Origin of the sequence: Paraburkholderia sp. BL9I2N2 (assembly GCF_004339745.1) — a bacterium.
Taxonomy (GTDB): domain Bacteria; phylum Pseudomonadota; class Gammaproteobacteria; order Burkholderiales; family Burkholderiaceae; genus Paraburkholderia.
Genome location: NZ_SMGP01000001.1, coordinates 3,848,152 through 3,870,289, shown reverse-complemented (window position 1 = coordinate 3,870,289; position 22,138 = coordinate 3,848,152). Strand labels below are relative to the sequence as shown.

General features: G+C 62.5%; 21 protein-coding genes, 1 tRNA gene and 2 pseudogenes. 9 read left to right on the top strand and 15 right to left on the bottom strand.

What is annotated here, in order from left to right; genetic code table 11:
• Window positions 1–12 precede the first annotated feature (12 nt).
• From B0G74_RS17765 to rpoH, 3 genes are all read right to left on the bottom strand, one after another.
• Window positions 13–1,605 carry a cytochrome ubiquinol oxidase subunit I gene (locus B0G74_RS17765; RefSeq protein ID WP_132376136.1) on the bottom strand — a complete coding sequence of 531 codons (1,593 nt, stop codon included), beginning with the start codon at window positions 1,603–1,605 and terminating at the stop codon, window positions 13–15.
• The gene (cydP, locus tag B0G74_RS17760) at window positions 1,595–1,855 is read right to left on the bottom strand and encodes a cytochrome oxidase putative small subunit CydP (RefSeq protein ID WP_132376135.1); all 261 of its coding nucleotides are present in this window, start codon (window positions 1,853–1,855) and stop codon (window positions 1,595–1,597) included. The genes B0G74_RS17765 and cydP overlap by 11 nt, the downstream gene beginning before the upstream one ends.
• Before the next feature lie 338 nt (window positions 1,856–2,193).
• Entirely contained in the window at window positions 2,194–3,129 is a 936-nt protein-coding gene (gene rpoH / locus B0G74_RS17755; RefSeq protein ID WP_007179432.1) for an RNA polymerase sigma factor RpoH, read from the bottom strand.
• A gap of 363 nt (window positions 3,130–3,492) precedes the next feature.
• Between rpoH and B0G74_RS17750 the strand changes: the two genes are divergently transcribed.
• Together B0G74_RS17750 and B0G74_RS17745 are read left to right on the top strand one after the other, a co-directional pair.
• Window positions 3,493–4,056 (top strand): acyloxyacyl hydrolase, encoded by a 564-nt coding sequence (locus B0G74_RS17750; RefSeq protein ID WP_132376134.1) that lies wholly within the window; start codon window positions 3,493–3,495, stop codon window positions 4,054–4,056.
• 43 nt (window positions 4,057–4,099) lie between these two features.
• On the top strand, window positions 4,100–4,483 hold the full coding sequence (locus tag B0G74_RS17745) for a nuclear transport factor 2 family protein (protein WP_132376133.1): 384 nt from the start codon (window positions 4,100–4,102) through the stop codon (window positions 4,481–4,483).
• Window positions 4,484–4,726: 243 nt separating this feature from the next.
• Here the strand turns inward: B0G74_RS17745 and B0G74_RS17740 are convergent.
• Both B0G74_RS17740 and ybiB read right to left on the bottom strand, forming a co-directional pair.
• Window positions 4,727–5,710: pseudogene (locus tag B0G74_RS17740) on the bottom strand (2-isopropylmalate synthase); the annotation flags it as partial.
• A 499-nt stretch (window positions 5,711–6,209) separates the two neighbouring features.
• Window positions 6,210–7,181, bottom strand: coding sequence for a DNA-binding protein YbiB (gene ybiB / locus B0G74_RS17735; protein WP_132376131.1), 972 nt, complete (start codon window positions 7,179–7,181; stop codon window positions 6,210–6,212).
• Window positions 7,182–7,409: 228 nt separating this feature from the next.
• Here ybiB and B0G74_RS17730 point away from each other — a divergent pair.
• Together B0G74_RS17730 and maiA are read left to right on the top strand one after the other, a co-directional pair.
• Window positions 7,410–8,107, top strand: a pseudogene (locus B0G74_RS17730) (fumarylacetoacetate hydrolase family protein).
• A 25-nt stretch (window positions 8,108–8,132) separates the two neighbouring features.
• Window positions 8,133–8,777 (top strand): maleylacetoacetate isomerase, encoded by a 645-nt coding sequence (gene maiA / locus B0G74_RS17725; RefSeq protein ID WP_132376130.1) that lies wholly within the window; start codon window positions 8,133–8,135, stop codon window positions 8,775–8,777.
• A gap of 87 nt (window positions 8,778–8,864) precedes the next feature.
• Here maiA and ftsY read toward each other — a convergent pair whose 3' ends face one another.
• A complete protein-coding gene (gene ftsY / locus B0G74_RS17720; RefSeq protein WP_132376129.1) occupies window positions 8,865–10,046 on the bottom strand; it encodes a signal recognition particle-docking protein FtsY in 1,182 nt (393 codons plus the stop codon).
• A 241-nt stretch (window positions 10,047–10,287) separates the two neighbouring features.
• Here ftsY and rsmD point away from each other — a divergent pair, with 241 nt between their 5' ends.
• The 3 genes from rsmD to B0G74_RS17705 all read left to right on the top strand — a co-directional run bounded on the left by rsmD (window position 10,288) and on the right by B0G74_RS17705 (window position 11,851).
• The gene (gene rsmD, locus B0G74_RS17715; RefSeq protein WP_132376128.1) at window positions 10,288–10,902 is read left to right on the top strand and encodes a 16S rRNA (guanine(966)-N(2))-methyltransferase RsmD; all 615 of its coding nucleotides are present in this window, start codon (window positions 10,288–10,290) and stop codon (window positions 10,900–10,902) included.
• Window positions 10,903–11,014: 112 nt separating this feature from the next.
• Window positions 11,015–11,530: a pantetheine-phosphate adenylyltransferase gene (gene coaD, locus B0G74_RS17710; protein ID WP_012431643.1), complete on the top strand. Its 516-nt coding sequence runs from the start codon at window positions 11,015–11,017 to the stop codon at window positions 11,528–11,530.
• Between the two features lie 63 nt (window positions 11,531–11,593).
• Window positions 11,594–11,851, top strand: coding sequence for a YfhL family 4Fe-4S dicluster ferredoxin (locus B0G74_RS17705; RefSeq protein ID WP_012431644.1), 258 nt, complete (start codon window positions 11,594–11,596; stop codon window positions 11,849–11,851).
• Between the two features lie 71 nt (window positions 11,852–11,922).
• On the opposite strand, the gene hisC is transcribed toward B0G74_RS17705, so the two are convergent.
• The 8 genes from hisC to B0G74_RS17665 form a co-directional block, all read right to left on the bottom strand.
• Window positions 11,923–13,002 carry a histidinol-phosphate transaminase gene (gene hisC, locus B0G74_RS17700; RefSeq protein ID WP_132376127.1) on the bottom strand — a complete coding sequence of 360 codons (1,080 nt, stop codon included), beginning with the start codon at window positions 13,000–13,002 and terminating at the stop codon, window positions 11,923–11,925.
• A gap of 302 nt (window positions 13,003–13,304) precedes the next feature.
• On the bottom strand, window positions 13,305–13,907 hold the full coding sequence (gene pth / locus B0G74_RS17695; protein WP_132376126.1) for an aminoacyl-tRNA hydrolase: 603 nt from the start codon (window positions 13,905–13,907) through the stop codon (window positions 13,305–13,307).
• A 149-nt stretch (window positions 13,908–14,056) separates the two neighbouring features.
• Entirely contained in the window at window positions 14,057–14,680 is a 624-nt protein-coding gene (locus B0G74_RS17690) for a 50S ribosomal protein L25/general stress protein Ctc (RefSeq protein ID WP_132376125.1), read from the bottom strand.
• Window positions 14,681–14,843: 163 nt separating this feature from the next.
• Window positions 14,844–15,800, bottom strand: coding sequence for a ribose-phosphate pyrophosphokinase (locus tag B0G74_RS17685; RefSeq protein ID WP_025597839.1), 957 nt, complete (start codon window positions 15,798–15,800; stop codon window positions 14,844–14,846).
• A 45-nt stretch (window positions 15,801–15,845) separates the two neighbouring features.
• Window positions 15,846–15,922 (bottom strand) — tRNA-Gln (locus tag B0G74_RS17680).
• A 52-nt stretch (window positions 15,923–15,974) separates the two neighbouring features.
• Window positions 15,975–16,856 carry a 4-(cytidine 5'-diphospho)-2-C-methyl-D-erythritol kinase gene (ispE, locus tag B0G74_RS17675; RefSeq protein WP_132376124.1) on the bottom strand — a complete coding sequence of 294 codons (882 nt, stop codon included), beginning with the start codon at window positions 16,854–16,856 and terminating at the stop codon, window positions 15,975–15,977.
• Between the two features lie 78 nt (window positions 16,857–16,934).
• Window positions 16,935–17,567 carry a lipoprotein insertase outer membrane protein LolB gene (gene lolB, locus B0G74_RS17670; RefSeq protein WP_132376123.1) on the bottom strand — a complete coding sequence of 211 codons (633 nt, stop codon included), beginning with the start codon at window positions 17,565–17,567 and terminating at the stop codon, window positions 16,935–16,937.
• Complete coding sequence (locus B0G74_RS17665) at window positions 17,567–19,408, bottom strand: tetratricopeptide repeat protein (RefSeq protein WP_132376122.1); 1,842 nt, start codon at window positions 19,406–19,408, stop codon at window positions 17,567–17,569. The genes lolB and B0G74_RS17665 overlap by 1 nt, the downstream gene beginning before the upstream one ends.
• 87 nt (window positions 19,409–19,495) lie before the next feature.
• Between B0G74_RS17665 and mutM the strand changes: the two genes are divergently transcribed.
• Both mutM and mutY read left to right on the top strand, forming a co-directional pair.
• Entirely contained in the window at window positions 19,496–20,326 is an 831-nt protein-coding gene (mutM, locus tag B0G74_RS17660; protein ID WP_012431652.1) for a bifunctional DNA-formamidopyrimidine glycosylase/DNA-(apurinic or apyrimidinic site) lyase, read from the top strand.
• A 7-nt stretch (window positions 20,327–20,333) separates the two neighbouring features.
• Complete coding sequence (mutY, locus tag B0G74_RS17655) at window positions 20,334–21,461, top strand: A/G-specific adenine glycosylase (protein WP_207915657.1); 1,128 nt, start codon at window positions 20,334–20,336, stop codon at window positions 21,459–21,461.
• Window positions 21,462–21,487: 26 nt separating this feature from the next.
• On the opposite strand, the gene B0G74_RS17650 is transcribed toward mutY, so the two are convergent.
• Window positions 21,488–22,120, bottom strand: coding sequence for an LON peptidase substrate-binding domain-containing protein (locus B0G74_RS17650; protein WP_132376120.1), 633 nt, complete (start codon window positions 22,118–22,120; stop codon window positions 21,488–21,490).
• Window positions 22,121–22,138: the final 18 nt, after the last annotated feature.

Sequence of the window (22,138 nt, the reverse complement as noted above, 5' to 3'; positions counted from 1 at the left end):
AGTGGCGGCGAATCAGGCGGCCGTGTTGGTCGGCAGCGGCTGATTCAGCGGCTGTTGTTCGTGGTGATAGCGGCCCGTATGCAGCGACGAGGGCCCGAGCCGCGCGTACTTGAACATCAGCATGATTTCGATGATGAACAGCACCGTGTAGAACACCACGAAGCCCGCGATACTCAGATACAGGTCATTCGGTGTCAGGCTCGAGGCCGACAGGTTGGTCGGCAGAATGCCCGCGATGGTCCACGGTTGACGGCCCACTTCAGCGACAATCCAGCCGAACTCCGCCGCGAGCCAAGGCAGCGGAATCGCCCACACGGCCCAGCGCAGGAACCAGCGGCGCTTCTCCAGCAACAACGAGCGCTGCGCGCAGAACCAGAACGCCAGCACGAAAGTGGCGAGGAACAGAATGCCGAGGCCCACCATCAAGCGGAACGAGAAGAACACGGGTGCCACAGGCGGGATCGTTTTCTTCGCGGCCTGGGCGATCTGATCCGGCGTGGCGTCGGTGACGTTCGCGGTGAACTGCTTGAGCATCAGGCCGTAGCCGAGATCCTGCTTGTGCGCGTCGAAGTCGGCTTTGGCTTCGTCGGTGATGTCGCCTTGCTTCAGCTTCTGTAGCGCGGCGTAGGCGAGCATGCCGTTTTTGATGCGCTCTTGGTTGCGCGCCATCAAATCTTTCAGGCCGACCACGGGTTCATCGAGCGAACGCGTGGCGATCAGGCCGAGCGCGTAGGGAATCCGGATAGCGTAGTCAGTGCGCTCTTCCTTCTGATTCGGAATCCCGATGATCGTGAACGGAGCCGGCGCGGGCGCGGTTTCCCATTCGGATTCGATCGCGGCCAGTTTGACCTGTTGGACTTCGCCGGTGCGGTAGCCGGATTCGTCGCCGAGCACGATCACGCATAACGTAGACGCCAAACCGAAGCCGGCGGCAATCGCGAACGAGCGCAATGCGAATTCAGTGTCGCGGCGCTTCAGCAGATACCACGACGACACGCCAAGCACGAACATCGACGCCGTCACATAACCGGCCGACACGGTATGCACGAACTTGACTTGCGCGACCGGATTGAACAGCACGGAGAAGATGCTGTCGAGCTCCATGCGCATGGTCTGATAGTTGAAGGTAGCGCCGACCGGATTGTTCATCCAGCCATTGGCCACCAGAATCCACAGCGCCGACAGGTTCGAGCCGAGCGCCACGAGGAACGTGACGAACACATGCTGGGTCTTCGACAGCCGGTTCCAGCCGAAGAAGAACAGGCCGACGAAGGTCGACTCGAGGAAGAACGCCATCAACCCTTCAACCGCGAGCGGCACGCCGAAAATATCGCCGACATAGTGCGAGTAATACGACCAGTTTGTGCCGAACTGAAATTCGAGCGTGAGGCCGGTGGTGACACCCATCGCAAAGTTGATGCCGAACAGCTTGCCCCAGAACTGGGTCATGTCCTTGTAGATCTGCTTGCCGGTCATCACATAGACCGACTCCATGATGACGAGCAACCAGGACAGGCCGAGCGTGAGCGGGACGAACAGGAAGTGGTAAAGCGCGGTGATGGCGAACTGGAGGCGCGACAGTTCTACGACTTCGCTAACGGGCATGTTGATCACCTTGGGACGGATGCGAGGCAGACACGGACAACAGCGCCTGCGCGACTTGCTCAGGCGGCAGCGACATGTGCTCCGCCTGTGGATGATTGAAGAACGCGTACTTGAGCGCCATCAGCAGTACGAATTTGATGGCGAGGACGATGGCGATATCCCGCGCCAGCGTCGGACCGCGCACCCAGCCGTGGAACCGTTTGCGCAGGCTCGGGCGGCGGGTGGTGCTGCGATTGAGGGCTGTGGTCATGATCGGTAGAAGGCAACTTCACACCGGTGAATCCGGCTGGCGCCAGGCCGCTTGGGCGGTTTGGCGAGTGCATCCCGATTCTAGGAGTAGAACCTCGCGCGCAACAGTTCGGCGCTGCGGCATTGGGTCGCGAGACTTGCCCCATTCAAGCAGTATTGCTATCTGGTTTGTGATACGTCAAGAAACGCGTGTTGCTCGCTGATGTTCTTGCGTCAGTGTGCGCGTGCGCGAAACCACCGCGGCGTGGGCGAAAAAAAGCCCCGCCGTCTTGCGAGGGCGGGGCTTGGCGGCTGGATACCGCGCGCCGGGCGAACCGGCGTGCTGACAATCTTCAAGCTTTACGCGTATTCGGTCAGTGCACCGCGCATCTTCTTCATAGCGCTTGCCTCGATCTGGCGAATACGTTCGGCGGACACACCGAATTCGTCGGCCAGTTCGTGCAGCGTCGAACCGCCCGAACCGTCGTCTTCCACTTTCAGCCAGCGTGCCTCGATGATGCGGCGGCTGCGGGCGTCCAGTGCGTCCAGCGCGCTCGCGATACCGTCGCTCTGCAGCTTGTCGCGCTGACGCGAAGCCAGCACGGCGGTCGGCTCGCTATGCGAGTCAGCCAGATAGGCGATCGGCGCGTACGACTCTTCGCCGTCCTCGACCTGCCCTTCCAGCGCGATATCGCCGCCTGAGAGGCGCGTTTCCATTTCGGACACTTCTTCGCGCTTCACATTCAGCTCTTTGGCGAGACCTTCGATCTCGTCCGGCGTGAACGCGCCCAGCCCTTGCTTGTGGCTGCGCAGGTTGAAGAACAGCTTGCGCTGCGCCTTGGTAGTGGCGACTTTCACCATCCGCCAGTTGCGCAGAATGTATTCGTGGATCTCAGCCTTGATCCAGTGCATGGCGTACGACACGAGGCGCACGTTCTGCTCCGGGTCGAAGCGCTTCACGGCCTTCATCAGGCCGATATTGCCTTCCTGGATCAGGTCGGCGTGCGGCAGTCCATAGCCCAGATAGTTGCGCGCGATCGATACGACCAGCCGCAGGTGCGACAGGACGAGACGGCGCGCGGACTCTAGGTTGTCCTGCTCGCGAAATTCGGTGGCGAACTGGCGTTCTTCCGCCGGCGTCAGCATCGGAATCCGATTTACGGCCTGGATGTAGGCGTCGATATTGCCCAGTTGACCGGGCAGCAGCGAGGAATGCGAGAGCGCCAGTGCACCTGCCGAAGCGGCCTTAGCCGACGACGGGCTCAAAGTACTCGGAAGGGTCATTGCATGGCTCACGTAGGAAACTCCTTTGGAATCAGACAAAAGCTTATTCAGGTAACGACTCCAGCGTTGGATGTTAGCACTCTGAATTGCCGAGTGCTAATACTTAGAGGCTGTAGGGGCATCCAAGTTCCGTAAATTCCTATTGAAATTCACGATTCAATAGCCATAGTACGCCTCCTTCGGCTTCTTTGCTCGGAGCGTAGAACTTACCTAACAGATCGCCTTCATTGTTATAAGTGACCGACTTTTGCTAGTTTTGACGTGACTAATTGCGGAAAGTCGGGTTTCTTCATACGATCCACTGAATTGAGATTGTCTTTACAATACGCAAAACGGTTAAGGATTGTTCAACGTTCGGCGGAGCTCGGGTGTTAGATGAACAACAAAAAGAATGCTTTGCGTGGTCTGGCTCTAAATATCACGGCTGGCGCCGTGCTGGTGGGAACTTCAGGATGGGCTTCGGCGGACCAGTTTGGCGTGCAGGTGGCCGGCGGCCTCGGCGATCGCCACGTCAAGAAATTCGACCTCGGTTTCGTCTGGGACCCGGATCTGACCTGGTGGCAGATCGGTGATTGGCATTTCTCGCTGATCGGCGAAGCGCACGTGGCCTGGTGGCACACCAACGAAGGCAATGTGCACGACAACATCGGCGAAATCGGCGTGACGCCGATCATCCGCTTCATCAAGGGATCGGGCTCGATCCGCCCGTACGCCGAACTGGGCGCGGGCATCCGGCTGCTGTCGAGTCCCCGGATTTCTTCGACCTTCACATTGGGCACTGCGTTCCAGTTCGCCGACATGGCCGGCGTGGGCATGCAGTTCGGCAGCCACCAGCAGTACCAGGCAGGCTATCGCTTCCAGCATATTTCCAACGGCGGTATCAAAGAGCCGAATCCTGGTATAAATTTCCACCAGCTATATCTGCAATATAACTTCTGACGACCGTGGCCACGTTCGGCTCACCGGTGCGAGGGGCTGAGCGATGGCGGCAAAGATAATCGAAGCGGTTCGCGAACTCGAGCGAGAGCGTTTTCGCGCGATGGTCGACGGCGACGGGCAATCGCTCGACACGCTGCTCGCGGACAACGTGAGCTACGTTCACACGAACGGCAAGCGGGAAACGAAACGGCAGTTCATCGACGGGATTACCGCGGGCCGCCGCCGCTATCGGCAGATCGAGATTCAGTCGCAAGAGGTGCTGCCGGTCGGGCGCGAGACCTGCGTCGTGACCGGCCGGGCGCTGATCGAAATGGAAGCCAATAACGGAGCGCTGTTGTTTCCGATCGCCTACACGGCGATCCATACGCAGGAAGACGGGCGATGGCGCCTGATTGCCTGGCAGGCAACGCGTTGCGCAATCGAGTGAGCCTTTTGAGCTCACTGTTTCCGGGCTGGCCGCGCCTTGTAAGCGGGTTGCTCCGGCTGACGCGGGCACGCGGGTAGCGCGCTTGTGCGTCGGTTCTTGCGTCACTCGCCCTGATTCTCAGGCAGCGACGCTTTCCTCATCCACACCGCTCCACTCGCGACGATCGGCCGCACCGGCTTCGGCCACTTCCGGCTCATGCGCCGCGACGCCTTGTCGCTCCCCGCTTTTCGCTCGTATGACCGCATCGCCCGCATACGGATGCCGCGGATGCACCGGCAACTGATTGCAGCGCTCCACGACGCGCCGGACCGCCTCGATATCCGAGAAATCGAGCCCGGTATCGACGCCTTGCGCAGCCAGATTCATCGCCAGCGTCACGAGATCGACGTTGCCGGTCCGCTCGCCATTGCCGAACAGACAGCCCTCGACGCGGTCCGCGCCCGCCAGCAGCGCCAGTTCCGCGGCGGCCACCGCGGTGCCGCGATCGTTATGCGGATGCACCGACAGCACGATGCTGTCGCGATAGCCGAGATTGCGGTGCATCCATTCGATCTGGTCGGCGAATACGTTCGGTGTCGCCGCTTCCACGCTCGCGGGCAGGTTGACGATCATTTTGTGATCGCGCGTGGGTCGCCACGTCTGCGCCACTGCGTCGCACACCTCGCGTGCAAATGGCAGTTCGGCCGCGTTGAACGTTTCCGGCGAGTACTGGAAGGTCCAATGCGTGTCCGGCCGCGCCTGCGCATGCTCCTTGATGATCTGCGTGCCTGCCACGGCCAGCGCTTTGATTTCGGCCTTCGACTGGTTGAACACGATCCGGCGAAACGACGGGCAGATCGCGTTGTACAAGTGCACGATGGCGCGCGGCGCGCCTTCCAGCGCCTCGAACGTGCGCGCGATCAGTTCCGCGCGCGACGGCATGAATACCTCGATGGTCACGTCGTCGGGAATGCGCCTTTCTTCGATCAGCTTGCGGACGAAATCGAAATCCGTTTGCGACGCCGACGGATAGCCGACCTCGATTTCCTTGAAGCCGATCGCGACCAGCATCTCGAAGAACTCGAGCTTTTGCGCCGCGTTCATCGGCTCGATCAGCGCCTGATTGCCGTCGCGCAGATCGGTGCTCATCCAGACCGGCGCCTGGTCGATCGCGCGGCTCGGCCATTTGCGGCCGGTCAGCCGCACGGTGGGGAAGGGGCGATATTTTTCAGCGGGATTTTGCAACATGGTGAGCCTCGTTCGTTGTGTCGCATGCGAAAGGATGTGGCGTCGAGCGGTTGGCGGACTGCCACGGGTGCACGGGCCGCCAGCCGGGGGCTAGCGGCAACAACGAACGGGCGCGAACGAACAGCGTCATCGTGACGGCGAAAACGGACGTGGATAAAGCCCATGCGGCGTGCATTTGATCCTCGCGCTTCGTCCGCGCGGTAAACGGACGAATGCAAACGACTACAGGTTGTGAAGAACTACGCTTAGGGGGTGAAACGGAACAACGGAACTGCTGGAGAGACCGCGCTTCGAGCAACCTGAGCTGCCAACGCGCGGCGCTACGCCTGACTTACGCTAGGCGTAGCGATAGGGGCCGCGCTAGGCGGCCGGATGTAATTCGGAGGGTGTTCGGAAGGGAACGCATGGGTCTAATGTATGACGGCGCGTCGCGGCGTGTCAACCCGCGCAGGTCGCAGCGGGCGACGGCAAGCGCGCCGCAGCGCTTACGCGGAGGCGGTTACACCGGCATTCTTGCGACGTCCACGATCAGTTCGACCTGCCGTTCGATCGCGCTCGGCACGGGCGCCTCGCCGCGCAATACGGCGCTGATCCAGGCCGCTGTCGTCGGCGCGTCTTTAGCCTCGGGCAAGTCCACTTCCGGCGCATCCGGCGACGAGCGTTCATGCGGCACGCGCGTTTCGCAGACGCCGTCGTGCAACCAGTCGACTTGCACCTGGCGCCGCGTATCGGCCACCGCTTCGCCTTCCGTGCCGCGCGCAAGCAGCGCGCCGCCGGCGGCCGCGTCCGGATGCGTGTTGAACAGTTGCGTGAGGCTGTCGCGATACGGCGGGTGGGTGTAGTTGACGAGGCGCAAACCCGCGGGCGCGAACGGCTGCAGGATTTTCACCAGCGTGTGCGTCGAGTTACGCACGCCCATGCGCCGGCGCAGCGCAAGCAGGCGCGCGAGCTTCGGCGCGAGCACGCCGATCGGCGCAAACGCAAGGCGGTGCTCAGCGAGACCGTCTTCGATATCGGCGTGCGATCGCGCGTGCGGAATTTGCAGATGCGTGAAGATCTCCGCGCTCGTCACGCGGCCCGGATCTTCGGTGACGCCATGCACCAGCACCGGCACGCCTTCGCGCGCCAGCAGCAGGGCGAGCAGCGGCACCAGATTCGGCTGCTTGCGCGCGCCGTTGTAGCTGGGTATCGAGACGGGTCGGAACGTGCCGTGCGGCAGATGAACCGGCTCGAACGACGCATGCGCGCCGGCCAGCATTGCGGCGAGTTCGTCGGCGGTTTCGCCCTTCACGCGGTACGCGAGCAGCACCGCGCCGAGTTCGAGCTCGGCCACACGGCCGTCGAGCATTGCGGTGTAGAGCGTGCGTGTATCGTCGGCGGTCAGCGCGCGGGCGCCGTTCGGGCCGCGGCCGATTTCCTTGATGAAGCGGGCGCAGGGGAAGGGATTGACGGTGTCGGCGGAGTCGGTCATCGGGCGCAGTGGGACGTGTTGGCGTGCCGCCTCGGAGCGGTCGGCCGCAGTATTCAGGAGACGCTATTGAGTGTGAGTATCGCATCTATGGCGATCCCGCGAGACAGCACGCCCGCGGTGCGGGCCTTGCCGGTCCATGCCGAACTGGCGCGCGCGGCGCTTTGTCGCGCGTTACACTCGATGTTTTATTGTCGCGCTGGCGGCACACATCAAGAAACGGAGAACGGGATGAGTTACGTATTTGCACCCGCACCGGTGGTCGCGGTGCCGGTTGTGGGGTCCAGCGAGCAGTTCGCGGTGCGTCGCATCTACTGTGTGGGCCGCAACTACGAGGCGCATGCGCGCGAGATGGGACACGATCCCGACCGCGAACCGCCGTTCTTCTTCGCCAAGCCGGCCGATGCCGTGTTGTACGTCGCGCCCGGCGCCACCGGCGAGTTTCCCTATCCGTCGCAGTCGAAAAACGTCCACTTCGAGATGGAAATGGTCGCGGCGATCGGCAAGGGCGGCAAGAACATTCCGGCGAGAGCGCGCTCGACCACGTCTACGGTTACGCGCTCGGTCTCGACATGACGCGCCGCGATCTGCAGGCCGAAGCGAAGAAGCTGGGCCGTCCCTGGGATACCGCGAAGGGCTTCGATCACTCGGCGCCGCTTGGTCCGATTCATCCGGTCACGACCGTCGGCCATGTCGACAAGGGCGCGATCTGGTTGTCGGTGAACGGCGACGAAAAGCAGAACTCGGACGTGTCGCAACTGATCTGGTCGGTGGCCGAGACGATCGCTTATCTGTCGACGCTGTTCGAACTGCAACCCGGCGATCTGATTTTCACCGGCACGCCGGAAGGCGTCGGCGCAGTGGTGCAGGGCGATCTGATGAAGGGTGGCGTGGACGGGCTCGGCGAGCTCAGCGTGCGCGTCGTCTGACGGCCAGTTGGGGGAGACAGACAACATGAAGCTCTACAGCTATTTCCGTAGCTCGGCGTCCTATCGCGTGCGCATCGCGCTGAACGTGAAGAATCTGCCGTACGACTACGTGCCGGTGCACCTTGTGCGCGACGGCGGCGAGCAGTTGAAGCCCGAATACCGCAAGGTGAATGCGGACGGGATCGTGCCGACCTTCGTCGACGGCAATGACGTGATGCCGCAGTCGCTCGCGATCATCGAGTATCTGGAAGAGACGCATCCCGAGCCGCCGCTCCTGCCCGCGACGCCGGCCGATCGCGCATATGTGCGTGCGCTGGCGTTGCAGGTGGCGTGCGAGATCCATCCGCTGAACAATCTGCGCGTGCTGAAGTATCTGAAGCACACCTTGTGTCTCGACGACGATGCCAAGGACGCCTGGTACCGTCACTGGGTGGAAGCGGGTTTCGCGACGTTCGAAACGCATCTGGCGGGCGATTCGCGCACCGGCAAGCTGTGCTTCGGCGATACGCCGACCGTCGCCGATACCTGTCTGATTCCGCAGGTGTTCAACGCGCAGCGCTTCAAGGTCGACACGGCGAAGTTTCCGACCATTCAGCGCATCTACGATCACGCGATGCAACTCGACGCGTTTGCCCGCGCGGCGCCCGGCGCCCAGCCGGACGCTGAGTGACCTGTCCTGATCCGGCAGGCAGGATGAAAAAAAGGCACTCCTCGGAGTGCCCTTTTTGCTGCTTTAGCCGCGGCCGCTGTTTGGCGTTCAGCCGCCCAGCAGTGCGTCGGAAAACTCTTCCGCGCTGAACGGCTGCAAGTCCTCGACCTTCTCACCGACACCGATGAAATACACGGGAATCGGACGCTGCCGCGCGATCGCGGCCAGAATGCCGCCCTTCGCCGTGCCGTCGAGTTTGGTGACGATCAGGCCGGTGAGGCCGAGCGCGTCGTCGAAAGCCTTCACTTGTGCGAGCGCGTTCTGGCCGGTGTTAGCGTCGATCACCAGCAGCAGTTCGTGCGGCGCGCCGTCTTGCGCCTTGCCGATCACGCGCTTCACCTTGCGCAGTTCTTCCATCAGATGCAGTTGGGTCGGCAGGCGGCCGGCCGTGTCCGCCATCATCACGTCGATCTTGCGCGCGCGCGCGGCGCCGACCGCGTCGAAGATCACCGCCGCCGGGTCGCCGCTTTCCTGCGACACCACGGTCACGTTGTTGCGCTGACCCCAGATGGCCAGTTGCTCGCGCGCGGCGGCGCGGAACGTGTCGCCCGCGGCCAGCAGCACCGACTGGTCGAAACTCTGCAGATGCTTGGCGAGCTTGCCGATGCTGGTGGTTTTGCCCGCGCCGTTGACGCCGGCGATCATCATCACGAGCGGCTGCGCGCGGCCGAGCATGAGCGATTTTTCCAGCGGCTTGAGCAGGTCGACCAGCAGCGTGCGCAGCGCCGCTTTGACCTGCTGGGGATCGGCGAGGCGCTCGGTGCGCACTTTTTCGCGCAGCGCTTCGAGCAGGAATTCGGTGGCGTCGACGCCCGCGTCCGACATCAGCAGCGCGGTTTCGAGTTCTTCGTACAGGTCTTCGTCGATCTTCGTGCCGACGAAAATGCCGGTCAGATTCGAACTCGTCTTCGACAAGCCGGTCTTCAGACGCGTCAGCCAGGAGCGTTTCGCGCCTGCGTCCGGCAGCGGCGGCGGCACGATTTCGACGGTTTCCTCGAAGGCGAATGCTTCCGGCTCGGGTTCGGGTTCGGGCTCGATCGCGGACGGAGCGGCTACGGGTGGCGTCTCGACGCGAACCGGCGCAGCGGCTGGGCGCGGGGCAGCCGGCGCGACGGGCGCAGGCGCCTCCACGGCGGCGTCAAGCGTCGAGCCTTCTGGCGCTGTTTGCGACTCTTCTGGCGCGTTATCGGACTCTTTCGAACCCTTGAATCGTTTGAAAAAGCTGAACATGATCTGGCGTGGTGAGAGCGCGCGCCGATGCGCGCAGCCGGCATAAGACCGGCGGGAGCGGCAGGCAGCGTTGCGATGCGGGATGCAAGGCGCTGGAAGCCGCACATTTTATCAGGCGCGCCGCCGCCCGTCGTATCGGCCGAACGGCCAGGCTGGACGTGGGGCGTCGCTGTGGTAACGTTGGCGCTCCGGCCCGCACGTGTCGACGTTGCGGGCGCCTTCATCACGTAATCGAAACTGCATGCCCCGTTCAGCACCTTCACGCGCCCATGGCGCTTCGTCCAAAGGCGGCAAGCCGCACGCCATCCGTATCATCGGCGGTGACTGGAAGCGCACGCCGTTGCCCGTGCTCGACCTCGACGGCCTGCGCCCCACGCCCGATCGCGTGCGCGAGACGCTGTTCAACTGGCTCGGCCAGAATCTGGACGGCCAGCGCTGCCTCGATCTGTTCGCCGGCAGCGGCGCGCTGGGCTTCGAGGCGGCGTCGCGCGGCGCGGCACGAGTCTTGATGGTGGAGCGCAATGCGCGGGCCGCCAGCCAGTTGCGCGCGAATCAGGAACGCCTGTCGGCGCGCACGATCGAAATCGCTGAAGCTGACGGTTTGCGCCTCGCCGCGAGTCTCGCGCCCGGTTCGTTCGACGTCGTATTTCTCGACCCGCCGTTCGGCGACGATCTGCTCGGCAAAGCGCTCGCGCTGGCGGTGCCGCTCGTGAGCGCGGACGGATTTCTGTACGTGGAAGCGGGCGAGGCGCTCGAACTCGATGAGAACGAGACGCTCGCCGGGTGGGAAATCGTGCGGCAAGGTAAAGCGGGCGCTGTCCACTTTCATTTGCTGCAGCGCGAAAATAAGGAATAATGCGCGTTCCAAAACAAGCGCCGGGCGGTTTGCCGTCACGGGCGCGGTCGGTGCCAAATGCGTCGCGTGGACGCTTTGACGTGCCCCTTTGTCTGAAGAGAGGAGAAGTCTCATGGTAGTCGCCGTGTACCCGGGCACGTTCGACCCGCTGACGCGCGGTCACGAAGACCTCGTTCGGCGCGCGTCGAGCATTTTCGACACGCTGGTGGTCGGCGTTGCCGACAGCCGCAACAAGAAGCCGTTTTTCACCCTCGAAGAGCGCCTCGACATCGCTCACGAAGTGCTCGGGCACTACCCGAACGTTCAGGTGATGAGCTTCAAGGGGCTGCTGAAGGATTTCGTGCGCACCAATAACGCGCGGGTGATCGTGCGCGGGCTGCGCGCCGTATCGGACTTCGAATATGAGTTCCAGATGGCCGGCATGAATCGCTATTTGCTGCCCGACGTCGAAACCATGTTCATGACGCCGTCCGATCAATACCAGTTCATCTCCGGCACGATCGTGCGTGAAATCGCGCAACTCGGCGGCGATGTCAGCAAGTTCGTGTTCCCGTCGGTCGAAAAATGGTTGACCGAAAAGGTCGCCGCGATGGATCCGGCTAGCGGCGCGTCGGCGGGACAGCCGTAACCGGCGTAAACTGTCGGTTTGACGGATCAAAGCTGGCTGCGGCCGGCGTGAAGTGAGAGAAGTATGGCCTTGATGATTACCGACGAGTGCATCAATTGCGACGTGTGCGAGCCCGAGTGCCCGAACGACGCAATTTCGATGGGCCCGGAAATCTACGTGATCGACCCGAAGAAATGTACCGAGTGTGTCGGGCATTTCGACGAGCCGCAGTGTATTCAGGTGTGTCCGGTCGAGTGCATTCCGCGCGACCCGGACCATCTGGAGACGCCCGATGGCTTGATGGCAAAGTACCACGCGCTGCAGGCTGCGAAGGGCGCGTGAAGTACAGAGTCTAAAAAAACGGCGAGGCTTTTGGCCTCGCCGTTTTTTTTGCGGCAAGGCTTTGCGCCGTGCTATCCGACGTATGCGCTGAAGATCTCGCGCAATGCGTCCAGCAGAATGTCGCATTCGGCGTCGGTGCCGACCGAGATGCGCAGATGCTGGTCGATGCGCGGCGCCTTGAAATGGCGCACGAAAATCTCCTTTTCCCTCAGTCGCAGCACGAGCGTTGCGGCGTCGTAGCCTTCGTGACGAGCGAACAGCAGATTCGCCGCCGAAGGCACCACCTCGAAGCCCAGCGCCGTCAACCCCGCGGCCAGTCGCTCGCGGCTTGCAATGACCTTGGCGCGGGTGTCGCGAAACCACGCGTCGTCTTCGTATGCCGCCGTGGCCGCGACTTGCGCCAGGCGGTCCAGCGGGTACGAGTTGAAACTGTCCTTCACTCGGTTCAGCGCACCGATCAATTCCGGGTTGCCGAACGCAAAGCCAATGCGCATTCCCGCCAGCGAACGCGATTTCGACACAGTCTGAACGACCAGCAGATTCGGATAGCGGTCGATCAGACTGATAGCCGATTCGGCGCCGAAATCCACGTAGGCCTCGTCGATCACCACCACGGAATCGGGGTTGCTCGCCACCAGGCGCTCGATATCGGCGAGCGGCAGCGGACGTCCGGTCGGCGCGTTCGGGTTCGGAAACAGGATGCCGCCATTCGGCGACGCGTAATCGTCGACGTTGATCGCAAAGCTGTCGTCGAGCGGGATGGTCCGGTAGTCGACTTCAAAAAGTCGCGCATACGTCGGGTAGAAGCTGTAGGTGATGTCCGGGAACAGCAACGGTTTGTCGTGCTTGAGCAATGCCTGGAACGTGAGCGCGAGCACTTCGTCCGAGCCGTTGCCCGCGAACACCTGTTCAGCGCGGATGCCGTGATACGCGGCAACCGTTTCGCGGAGCTTTTGCGCGGTCGGATCAGGATAACGCCGCAGCGATTCGGCGGCGTCGCCCAGTTCCTGCCGGATCGCCTCGAGTACGCGCGGCGACGGCGGATACGGATTCTCGTTGGTATTCAGCTTCACCGGATGCGCGACCGCGGGCTGTTCGCCCGGCACATATGGCGTCAGACGGTGAACGATGTCACTCCAATAGCGGCTCAAGCGATTCTCCTGTGTCGACCGGAGTTAGCGCTTTAGCGCTTAGTCCGGTCCCATGCAAGGCGGTCGACCGGAGTTAGCGCTTTAGCGCTTAGTCCGGTCCCATGCAAGGCGGTCGACCAGAGTTAGCGCTTTAGCGCTTAGTCCGGTCCCATGCAAGGCGGTCGACCAGAGTTAGCGCTTTAGCGCTTGGTCCGGTCCCATGCAAGGCGGTCGACCAGAGTTAGCGCTTTAGCGCTTAGTCCGGTCCCATGCAACATACTTGCGCGAAGAGGGTACAGCGAATACCGATTCCAGCGGGCATTCTACGGATTGCGATGCAGTTGCATCATCGCGCGTTCCAACTCGCCCTTGATGATTTGCGGCATGACGGCGAGCCCGCGCTCGATCGACGCATCGATCACGTCCTGCTCTTCGCGCCGCGGCGGCTTCAGCACGTAATTGGCGACGTCGGGCTTGGCGCCGGCGCGCGCACTCTCGGGAATCAGGTCTCGCGGATGGCCAATGCCAATCCGCAGCCGCCAATACTGTTGCGACGACAAATGCGCGGTGATGTCCTTGAGCCCGTTGTGGCCGCCGCTGCCGCCACCGAGCTTCAGCTTGACGCTGCCGGGCGGCATGTCGAGTTCGTCGTGCGCGACCAGGATTTCGTCGGGGAGAATCTTGAAGAACTGCGCAACTGCCACGACCGATTGGCCCGAACGGTTCATATACGTCTGCGGTTCCAGCAGATGCACTTCTTCGCCGTGAAGCCGTGCTTTGGCATAGAAACCGTGGAAACGCCGCTCGTCGCGCAGCGTCGCGCCTGCTTCGCGCGCCAGTTGATCGACCAGCCAGAAGCCGGCGTTGTGGCGCGTCGCGGTGTATTCGGCGCCCGGATTGCCGAGGCCGACGATCAGCTTGATCATGATTGCGTAGGTCCATCTGGCTCAGCAGCCGAACGCAGCCGAGCCGAAAAAAACCGAAAAAAAACCCGCCGGGCGAACCTCGGCGGGTCACGTCGACCGTTTCATTGAAACGGATCGAGAGGATTTCTTGCTCTTCGCGTGAGGCGCCCTTAAGCAGCCGGCGTTTCGCCTTCGCCTTCAGCAGCGGCGGCTTCGCCTTCAGCGATTGCGCCAGCCGGGATCGTTGCAGCTGCGACCACCGGGTTTTCTGCTTCAACGTGAGCAACCAGCGACACACCTGCCGGCAGCTTGATGTCCTTGGCGTGAACCGAGTGACCCGCTTCGATCGTCGCCAGATCAACTTCGAGGAATTCCGGCAGTGCCGACGGCAGGCACTCGATTTCGATTTCGTTGATAACGTGCGAGATCACCGCGCTCGACAGCTTCACTGCCGGGTTCGATTCCTGGTTCATGAAGTGCAGCGGCACCTTGGTGTGCAGCTTCTTCTTCGCGTCGACACGTTGGAAGTCCACGTGCAGCACGAGCTGACGGAACGGGTGGTATTGCACGTCGCGCAGCAGAACCTGTTGCGACTTGCCTGCCACTTCCAGATCGAGGATCGACGAGTGGAAAACTTCTTTCTTCAGCGCGTGCCACAGCGCGTTGTGGTCCAGTTCGACCAATTGCGTTTCAGCACCAGCGCCATATACGATGCCCGGGGTCTTGCCCGAGTTACGCAGGCGGCGGCTCGCACCCGTACCTTGCAAAGAACGCTCGAAAGCGACTACTTTCATTTTGAATCTCCAATGCACTGCCCGCGACCAGGCAGTAAAAACGGGGCCTCCAAGCCAGATGGCTGAGGCCCCAGAGCTGCGGCACGAACCTTCGTTCGTTCATGCCGATTGTGCAAAAGCGCAGCGTACCGCATGGTGCGGCGCGCTGCGCCTTCGCAAATCCTTAACTTTCAGCGAACAGCGACATCACCGAATCGCCGCGGCGAATCCGCGAGAACGTTTCGGCAAGCAGGCCGGCGCTGGTCAAAGAACGGATCTTCGCGCACGAGCGGGCTTCGTCGCCGAGCGGGATCGTGTCCGTCACAACGAGTTCGTCGAGTGCGGAAGCGGCGATACGCTCGCCTGCGCCACCTGACAGAACCGGGTGCGTAGCGTAAGCGAACACCTGCTTCGCGCCGCGTTCCTTCAAAACTTGTGCTGCCTTGCAGAGCGTGCCGGCGGTGTCGACCATGTCGTCCATGATCACGCAGGTACGGCCTTCGACTTCACCGATGATGTTCATCACTTCGGCAACGTTCGCCTTCGGGCGGCGTTTGTCGATGATCGCGAGATCGCAATTCAGTTGCTTGGCCAATGCCCGGGCGCGCACCACGCCGCCGACGTCCGGCGAAACGACCAGCAGGTTCTCGTAGTTCTGCTTGCGCAGATCGCCGAGCAGCACGGGCGTCGCGTAGATGTTGTCGACCGGAATGTCGAAGAAGCCTTGAATCTGGTCGGCGTGCAGATCCATCGTAATGATCCGCTCGACGCCGGCGATTTCCAGCATGTTCGCCACGATCTTCGCCGAGATGGCGACGCGCGCGGAACGCGGGCGACGATCTTGACGGGCATAACCGAAGTAGGGGATGGCTGCTGTGATCCGGCCGGCGGATGCGCGCTTGAGCGCATCGACCATGATCATCAGTTCCATCAGATTGTCGTTCGCCGGTGCGCACGTGGACTGCAGGACGAAGACATCCTTGCCACGCACGTTTTCCTGAATCTCGACCTGGATTTCACCGTCCGAGAAACGGCTAACCATTGCTTTGCCGAGGGGAATACCGAGGATTTTGACGACTTCCTGTGCAAGCGCGGGATTTGCGTTGCCAGTAAAAACCATCAGGCCGTCATGGCTGCTCATCGTGCACCTACTTCAGGCTGGGGGCGAGGGAAATGCGAGAAATTTTGGCAGGGGAGAAAGGATTCGAACCTTTGCATGCCGGAATCAAAATCCGGTGCCTTAACCAGCTTGGCGACTCCCCTACACTAACTCTGAGCTTCGTCGAACGTGGAGTTTCGTTCGACGAAGCAAAACTTATGACGCGAAAGTAAAGAGTGGATGCTGATCGAGACTTGCGGCCACTGCGCTGTTCCATTCGGCTGGCAGTTTGGCTTGCACCGCTTCTGCTTCAGCTTTACTACGGAACGCTGCAAAAACACTTGCACCTGATCCAGACATCCGCGCTGGCGCGATGTTTTCAAACCATCGCAACACTTGCGCTACTTCCGCGTATTTCCCTACGACAACCTGCTGCATGTCATTCCGGCCGAAACTTTCTGGCCATTCAGTGTTGCAGCTAAGTTCTGCAGGAAAGTCCGTAATTGTGAGGGGTTTTGAATCTCTTGTCAACGCTTTTTCAGAAAAAATCGCTGCAGTCGGAACATGAACCCTCGGCGTCACTACTAGGAAATGGCGCGGCGGCAATTGTACAACGTCTAGTGCTTCTCCGACACCCTGCGCGAACGCATTTTTTCCAAACACAAAAAATGGCACATCCGCGCCGAGTTTCAATGCCAGCGCCTGCAATTCGAGGCGCGGCAAGTTGAGCTTCCACAGACGGTTCAGTGCGAGCAGTGTCGTCGCTGCATCGGAGCTGCCGCCGCCGAGGCCCGCGCCCATCGGCAGACGCTTGTCGATTTCGATATCGACGCCTTCAGGCGAGCCCGTATGCGTTTTGAGCAGCGTCGCGGCGCGCACGGTCAGGTCATGTTCCGGCGGCACGTCGGCGATCTCGGTGCTGCGCGTGATGAGGCCGTCGTTGCGTCGCGTGAAGTGCAGCGTGTCGCCCCAGTCGAGCAACTGGAAGACCGTTTGCAGCGTGTGATAGCCATCCGGCCGACGGCCGGTAATGTGCAGGAAGAGGTTGAGTTTCGCTGGCGCGAGGCAATCACGCAGCGAATCGGTCGTTTCAATCATGAGTCGAGGCTACATGCGCCACATAGCGCAGAAGAAGCGGCAAGGTCGCGCGCGAAAAAGTGCGTGAAGCGGCGCGGGTTACTGGTCCAGCACGAGCTTGATGTCGAGCGGTGGATCCGAGCGGGTCAGGTTGATGCGCTTCACGCCGGTGGCCGGCGCGTCGGCATAAGCCAGATAGTCGATCGTCCAGCCGTCCTGCGTGATTTGCTTCAGCCGCGACGGTTGCTCCGGATCCTTCTCGGTCTTGGCGCGCGAGGTGGGCGCCGGCGACGGTTGCAGCCAATAGCGCAGCCCTTCGACCGGCAGCGCGAAGCCGAGCGCATTCTGCATTAACGTGGAGACGTTATCCGCGGTGAGCGGCTGGCGATTCGGCAGTTCCAGCGTGGCCGAAGCCGGTGACGAAGTCACCACCGCCAGCGTCTGGCCGAGCGGATTGCGCAACTGCAGGGTCACGGTATCGCCGGTTTCCTGCCACGTGAAGTTGCCGTAAGCGTTGCGCTGCTGGCCGTTCTGATCGTTGTACTGGACCGCGAAGCGGCCCTGGTAAGCACGGCTCGTTTGCGCGGTGACGGAAGTCGCGGCATTCGACGTGGACGGACCCTGCGGTTTGACTGACGCACAACCGGCCAATACGACGACCGCTGCCGCTGCGAACCCGAGCGCCGCGCCACGCGGCGCCCGGGGAAAGAAAATCAGACGGGAAAGACGCATCAAAGATCGTTCACCTGAAGACGTTGGAGCGTTTTGACAAGCGTGTCGTTGTCCGGTTCGAGCTTGCGCGCATCGCGGAAAGCAGCGCGTGCCTGATCCTGATTGCCGGTTTTCCACAGCACTTCGCCGAGGTGCGCGCCGATTTCGGCGTTCGGCTGCATGTCGTACGCTTTGCGCAGCAGCTTGATCGCGTCCGATGTATCCCCCATCCGGTATTTGACCCAGCCGACGCTGTCCATGATGAACGCGTCGTTCGGCGCCAACGAGGATGCCTTCTCGACCAGCTTGTCCGCTTCGGCGAGGCGCTGATTGCGATCAGCCAGCGAGTAGCCTAGCGCGTTGTACGCTTGCGGATTGTCGGGCTGCGTCTGGATCAGCTTGCGCAACTGCGCTTCCATGACGTCGTAATGGCCGGTTTTTTCAGCGGACATCGCGTAGTCGTAGGTCAGATCGGGGTCGTCGGGGAATTGCGCGGTGGCTTGCTGCAGACGTGTTTCCGCCTCCGGGTAGCGCTTCGCGTCGAACAGGATCGCCGCGTCGGTGCGGGCGATCAGCGCCTGGTCGCGCGGGTCCGACGCGGGCAGGTTAGCCAGCAGCTTGCGCGCGTCATCGGTCTTGCCCTGCTTGGCGAGCAATTGCGCACGCGTGATCTGCGCCGGCACATATTGCTGGCTCGACGGCGAGATCTTGTTCAGCCAATCGCTCGCAGCCGCTTCGTTCTTCTGTTCGAGCGACAACTGCGCAAGGTAGATATACGCCTGGCCCGGATCGGCGCCCGGCGTTTTTTCCGCTTGCTGGGCGTACTGAGTCAGGTACGTTTGCGCGTCGTTGAAATTCTTCTGCTGGATCTTGATCAACGCGAGCGCCATGAGCGGCGTCAGTTCGTTCGCGTTGTTCTTATGCATGATCTCGAACTGCTTCTGCGCGTCGTCCAGACGGTCGCTCGCGAGATACATCTGCGCGAGCGCGAGACGCGCGTCATGCGATTTCGGATTCTGCTGCACGTACTTTTCGAGCGAGGCGATGCCTTCCTTGCGCTCTTCAGGGCCCATTTGCGACAGCATCAGCGCCGCCGGCAAATAGTCGGGCTTGAGCGTGAGCGCCTGTTCGAGCGACTTGCGCGCGCCCGGCGCGTCGTCCGACACGAGCTGCTGGCGTGCGATCGCCAGTTGCGCTTCGGGCCGGTTCATGTCGTTCTTGAGCAGATCCTGCAGCACGTGCAGGCCGCCGATCCGGTTCGGGCCGCGCGACAGCAGCAGTTGCAGTGCCAGAATCGCGCTGCCGCGATTGTCGGCGGGCACCCGTGCGAGTTCGCGGGCGAGGATCGGCGAAGCTTCGTCAGGTTTGCCGGACAGCACGAGCAACGACGCGTCGAGTTGCGCGGCGCGTTCCGAGTTGGGCGCATACTGCTGCCACAATTGCGCGGCGGTCAAAGCGTCCGACGGGCTCTGCGCGGCCAGCGCGATCTCGGTGGCGCGCTGCGCCATGCGGGGATCATGCGTGTCGCGCGCGAGGGCGAGGTAGGTCTGATAGGCGGGCGCCGGCTGGTCGCGCTGCAGCGCGACTTCGGCGGCGAGCACCTGGAATACGATCTGGCTCGTCAGCGGCACGCCGGGCAGCGACTTCTGGTCTTCCGCCGAGGCCGGGCCGAGCGGATCCGGCAGGGTGACCGAAGTGTCATCCGAGTCCGGCGATGGGTCCTGCGCGTGGGCGGGCACGGCAGCCAGCGCCCAGACGGCGAGCGCCGCCGCACCGAGCATCCGGCGAGCGGACACGGCGTGAGGTACGCGGAATGCGCTAGCCGGGCGCTTCAAAAACAGCTTCACGAAGGACAAGTTCATGGAAATCCGTTCAATGTTTCGGACGATTGTAACGCGCTCGCTACAATACGCGCACAACCACTCACGCAAGTTGCAGACCAGTTAGACATGCCAGAGTTGCCAGAAGTTGAGGTTACCCGACGGGGAATCGAACCGTATGTGTCCGGGCGCAAGGTTGAACGCGTCGATGTGCGCACGCCCGCATTGCGCTGGCCGATTCCGGCCGACCTTGCGAAAACCTTGCGCGGGCACGTCGTGCGCAAGGTCGAGCGGCGCGGCAAATATCTATTGTTCGAGATCGACGCGGGCTGGTTCATCGTGCATCTTGGCATGACTGGGACGCTACGGGTGCTGCGCCATGTGCCGCATCCGCCGGCCGCGGCGAAACACGATCACATCGACTGGATTTTCGACGAGTTCATTTTGCGCTATCGCGACCCGCGGCGCTTCGGCGCGGTGCTGTGGCACCCGCGCGAAGCCGGCGACGTGCTCGAGCACCCCTTGCTCGCGAGCCTCGGCGTCGAACCGTTTTCGCCCGCGTTCTCCGGCGCGCTGATGCACCGGCTCACGCGCGGGCGCAAAGTCTCGGTGAAGCAGGCGCTGCTGGCCGGTGAAATCGTGGTCGGCGTGGGCAATATCTACGCGTCGGAGAGCCTGTTTCGCGCCGGCATCCGGCCGACCACCGCGGCGGGGCGCGTCTCGCTCGTGCGCTACGAGTTGCTGGCGGACGCCGTGCGCGTGACGCTCGCCGCCGCCATCGAGAAGGGCGGCAGCACGTTGCGCGATTTCGTCGGCAGCAATGGCGAAAGCGGTTACTTCCAGCTCGACTATTTCGTCTATGATCGCGCCGGGCTGCCATGCCGTGTGTGTGGAACGCCGATCAAACAGATCGTGCAGGGGCAGCGTTCAACGTATTTCTGTCCCACCTGTCAGCGCTAAATCCCCAATGCCTTCTCGCTTAACTCCCCGTTCAACCCCGTCCGCCGCGCCTCGAGCGCCTGCTTTTCCGGTCATGTCTGATTTTTCCACGCGTCTGATCGCGTGGCAGCGTCAGCATGGCCGGCATGATTTGCCGTGGCAGAACACGCGCGATCCGTACCGCATCTGGTTGTCGGAAATCATGCTGCAGCAGACGCAGGTGTCGACGGTGATTCCGTATTACGCGAAATTTCTCGCGCGTTTTCCGACTGTTGCCGCGCTCGCCGCCGCGCCGTCTGACGACGTGATGGCGTTGTGGGCCGGCCTTGGCTACTACACGCGTGCCCGCAATCTGCATCGCTGCGCGCAAGTCGTGGTCGAGCAGCATGGCGGCGCGTTCCCGGCATCGGTCGAGGAGCTGGCGGAGCTGCCGGGCATCGGCCGTTCGACGGCGGCGGCGATCGCGTCTTTCGCGTTCGGCGCGCGCGCGACGATTCTCGACGGCAACGTAAAGCGCGTGCTGGCGCGCGTGTTCGGCGTGGAAGGTTTCCCGGGCGAAAAGAAAGTCGAAAACGCGATGTGGACGCTGGCGGAGTCGCTGCTTCCGTCGAACGCATCGGACGCCGAAGTCAGCGCGTACACACAAGGCTTGATGGATCTCGGCGCGACGCTGTGCGTGCGCGGCAAGCCCGACTGCCTGCGCTGCCCGTTCGCCGCCGACTGCGTCGCCAACGTGACCGGACGCCAGCGGTTGCTTCCCACGGCGCGTCCGAAGAAGACCGTGCCGACGCGCCGTACGTGGATGCTGGTGCTGCGCGACGGCAACGCGGTGATGCTGGAGAAGCGCCCGCCGTCCGGTATCTGGGGCGGCTTGTGGAGCTTGCCCGAAGCCGCCGATGAAGCCGCGCTCGCCGACCGCGCGCGCGCCTTCGGTGGCGACGGTGCGGTCTCGCCGCTTGCGCCGCTCACGCATGTGTTCACGCATTTCAAACTGGACATCGAGCCGCGGCTCGCGGAGCTGGATCGAGGCGTGGGCGCCTTGGCTGCGCTGGGCGACGCCGACACGGCGTGGGTCGCGCTCAGCGATCTCGATTCGTTCGGTGTGCCCGCGCCGGTGCGCAAGCTGCTGGAGAGTTTGCAGGGCTCGCTGATCTGATCAATCCGGCGGCCACGCGGCCGCCGTCACAGCAGCTGATGCTGCTGCATGTAGCGATGAACCACGTCGATCCGCGCGCCGGCGTCCAGCAACTCCATCAGTTTCTGGCGAGCACGCAGCGCAATCGGCAGCACTTCGGCAAGACGGTTCGACACCCATGACGGATCTTCGAGCCTGAACGGTTCCGCGAACGGCAGGCTTTCCGGATCGCGCTCGCGGATCGTCGCGATGATCCGTTCGAGCACCTCCGCGCATGCGCCGAACTTGGCCAGTTGCTCGTTGCCTTCGAGCGGCATATCCTCGCCGAGCGGCTCCGCCATGCCGACCAGCAAACCACTCGACTCGACGCGATGCGACAGCAGACGAAAACGCCGCGTGCCGCGTGCGCGAATCAGCAGCATGCCGAAGGCTTCGACATCGCACTCGTCGATTTCAGCGAGACAGCCGATTGCTTCGGGCACCGAAGGCTCTTCCTCGCGCGCCACTTCCGCACCGCTTTTCAGCAGGCACACGCCGAACGGCGTTTTTTCGCGCAGACAGTCGCGCGCCATGTCGAGGTAGCGCGCTTCGAAAATCTTCAGCGGCAGCAGTCCATCGGGAAACAGCACCGTATGCAGCGGAAACAGCGGCACATCGGCAAGCACAGTAGAAGAAGACATGGCGCAACGCTTCGAGTT

Coding starts and splice junctions, on each gene's coding strand:
- coaD (WP_012431643.1), top strand. CDS start 11,015: ATGGTAGTCGCCGTGTACCCGGGCACGTTCGACCCGCTGACGCGCGGT.
- rsmD (WP_132376128.1), top strand. CDS start 10,288: ATGCCCCGTTCAGCACCTTCACGCGCCCATGGCGCTTCGTCCAAAGGC.
- B0G74_RS17665 (WP_132376122.1), bottom strand. CDS start 19,408: ATGAACTTGTCCTTCGTGAAGCTGTTTTTGAAGCGCCCGGCTAGCGCA.
- ybiB (WP_132376131.1), bottom strand. CDS start 7,181: ATGACCGACTCCGCCGACACCGTCAATCCCTTCCCCTGCGCCCGCTTC.
- mutY (WP_207915657.1), top strand. CDS start 20,334: ATGCCTTCTCGCTTAACTCCCCGTTCAACCCCGTCCGCCGCGCCTCGA.
- B0G74_RS17745 (WP_132376133.1), top strand. CDS start 4,100: ATGGCGGCAAAGATAATCGAAGCGGTTCGCGAACTCGAGCGAGAGCGT.
- ispE (WP_132376124.1), bottom strand. CDS start 16,856: ATGATTGAAACGACCGATTCGCTGCGTGATTGCCTCGCGCCAGCGAAA.
- B0G74_RS17685 (WP_025597839.1), bottom strand. CDS start 15,800: ATGAGCAGCCATGACGGCCTGATGGTTTTTACTGGCAACGCAAATCCC.
- mutM (WP_012431652.1), top strand. CDS start 19,496: ATGCCAGAGTTGCCAGAAGTTGAGGTTACCCGACGGGGAATCGAACCG.
- pth (WP_132376126.1), bottom strand. CDS start 13,907: ATGATCAAGCTGATCGTCGGCCTCGGCAATCCGGGCGCCGAATACACC.
- B0G74_RS17690 (WP_132376125.1), bottom strand. CDS start 14,680: ATGAAAGTAGTCGCTTTCGAGCGTTCTTTGCAAGGTACGGGTGCGAGC.
- lolB (WP_132376123.1), bottom strand. CDS start 17,567: ATGCGTCTTTCCCGTCTGATTTTCTTTCCCCGGGCGCCGCGTGGCGCG.
- maiA (WP_132376130.1), top strand. CDS start 8,133: ATGAAGCTCTACAGCTATTTCCGTAGCTCGGCGTCCTATCGCGTGCGC.
- ftsY (WP_132376129.1), bottom strand. CDS start 10,046: ATGTTCAGCTTTTTCAAACGATTCAAGGGTTCGAAAGAGTCCGATAAC.
- B0G74_RS17765 (WP_132376136.1), bottom strand. CDS start 1,605: ATGCCCGTTAGCGAAGTCGTAGAACTGTCGCGCCTCCAGTTCGCCATC.
- B0G74_RS17750 (WP_132376134.1), top strand. CDS start 3,493: ATGAACAACAAAAAGAATGCTTTGCGTGGTCTGGCTCTAAATATCACG.
- B0G74_RS17650 (WP_132376120.1), bottom strand. CDS start 22,120: ATGTCTTCTTCTACTGTGCTTGCCGATGTGCCGCTGTTTCCGCTGCAT.
- B0G74_RS17705 (WP_012431644.1), top strand. CDS start 11,594: ATGGCCTTGATGATTACCGACGAGTGCATCAATTGCGACGTGTGCGAG.
- cydP (WP_132376135.1), bottom strand. CDS start 1,855: ATGACCACAGCCCTCAATCGCAGCACCACCCGCCGCCCGAGCCTGCGC.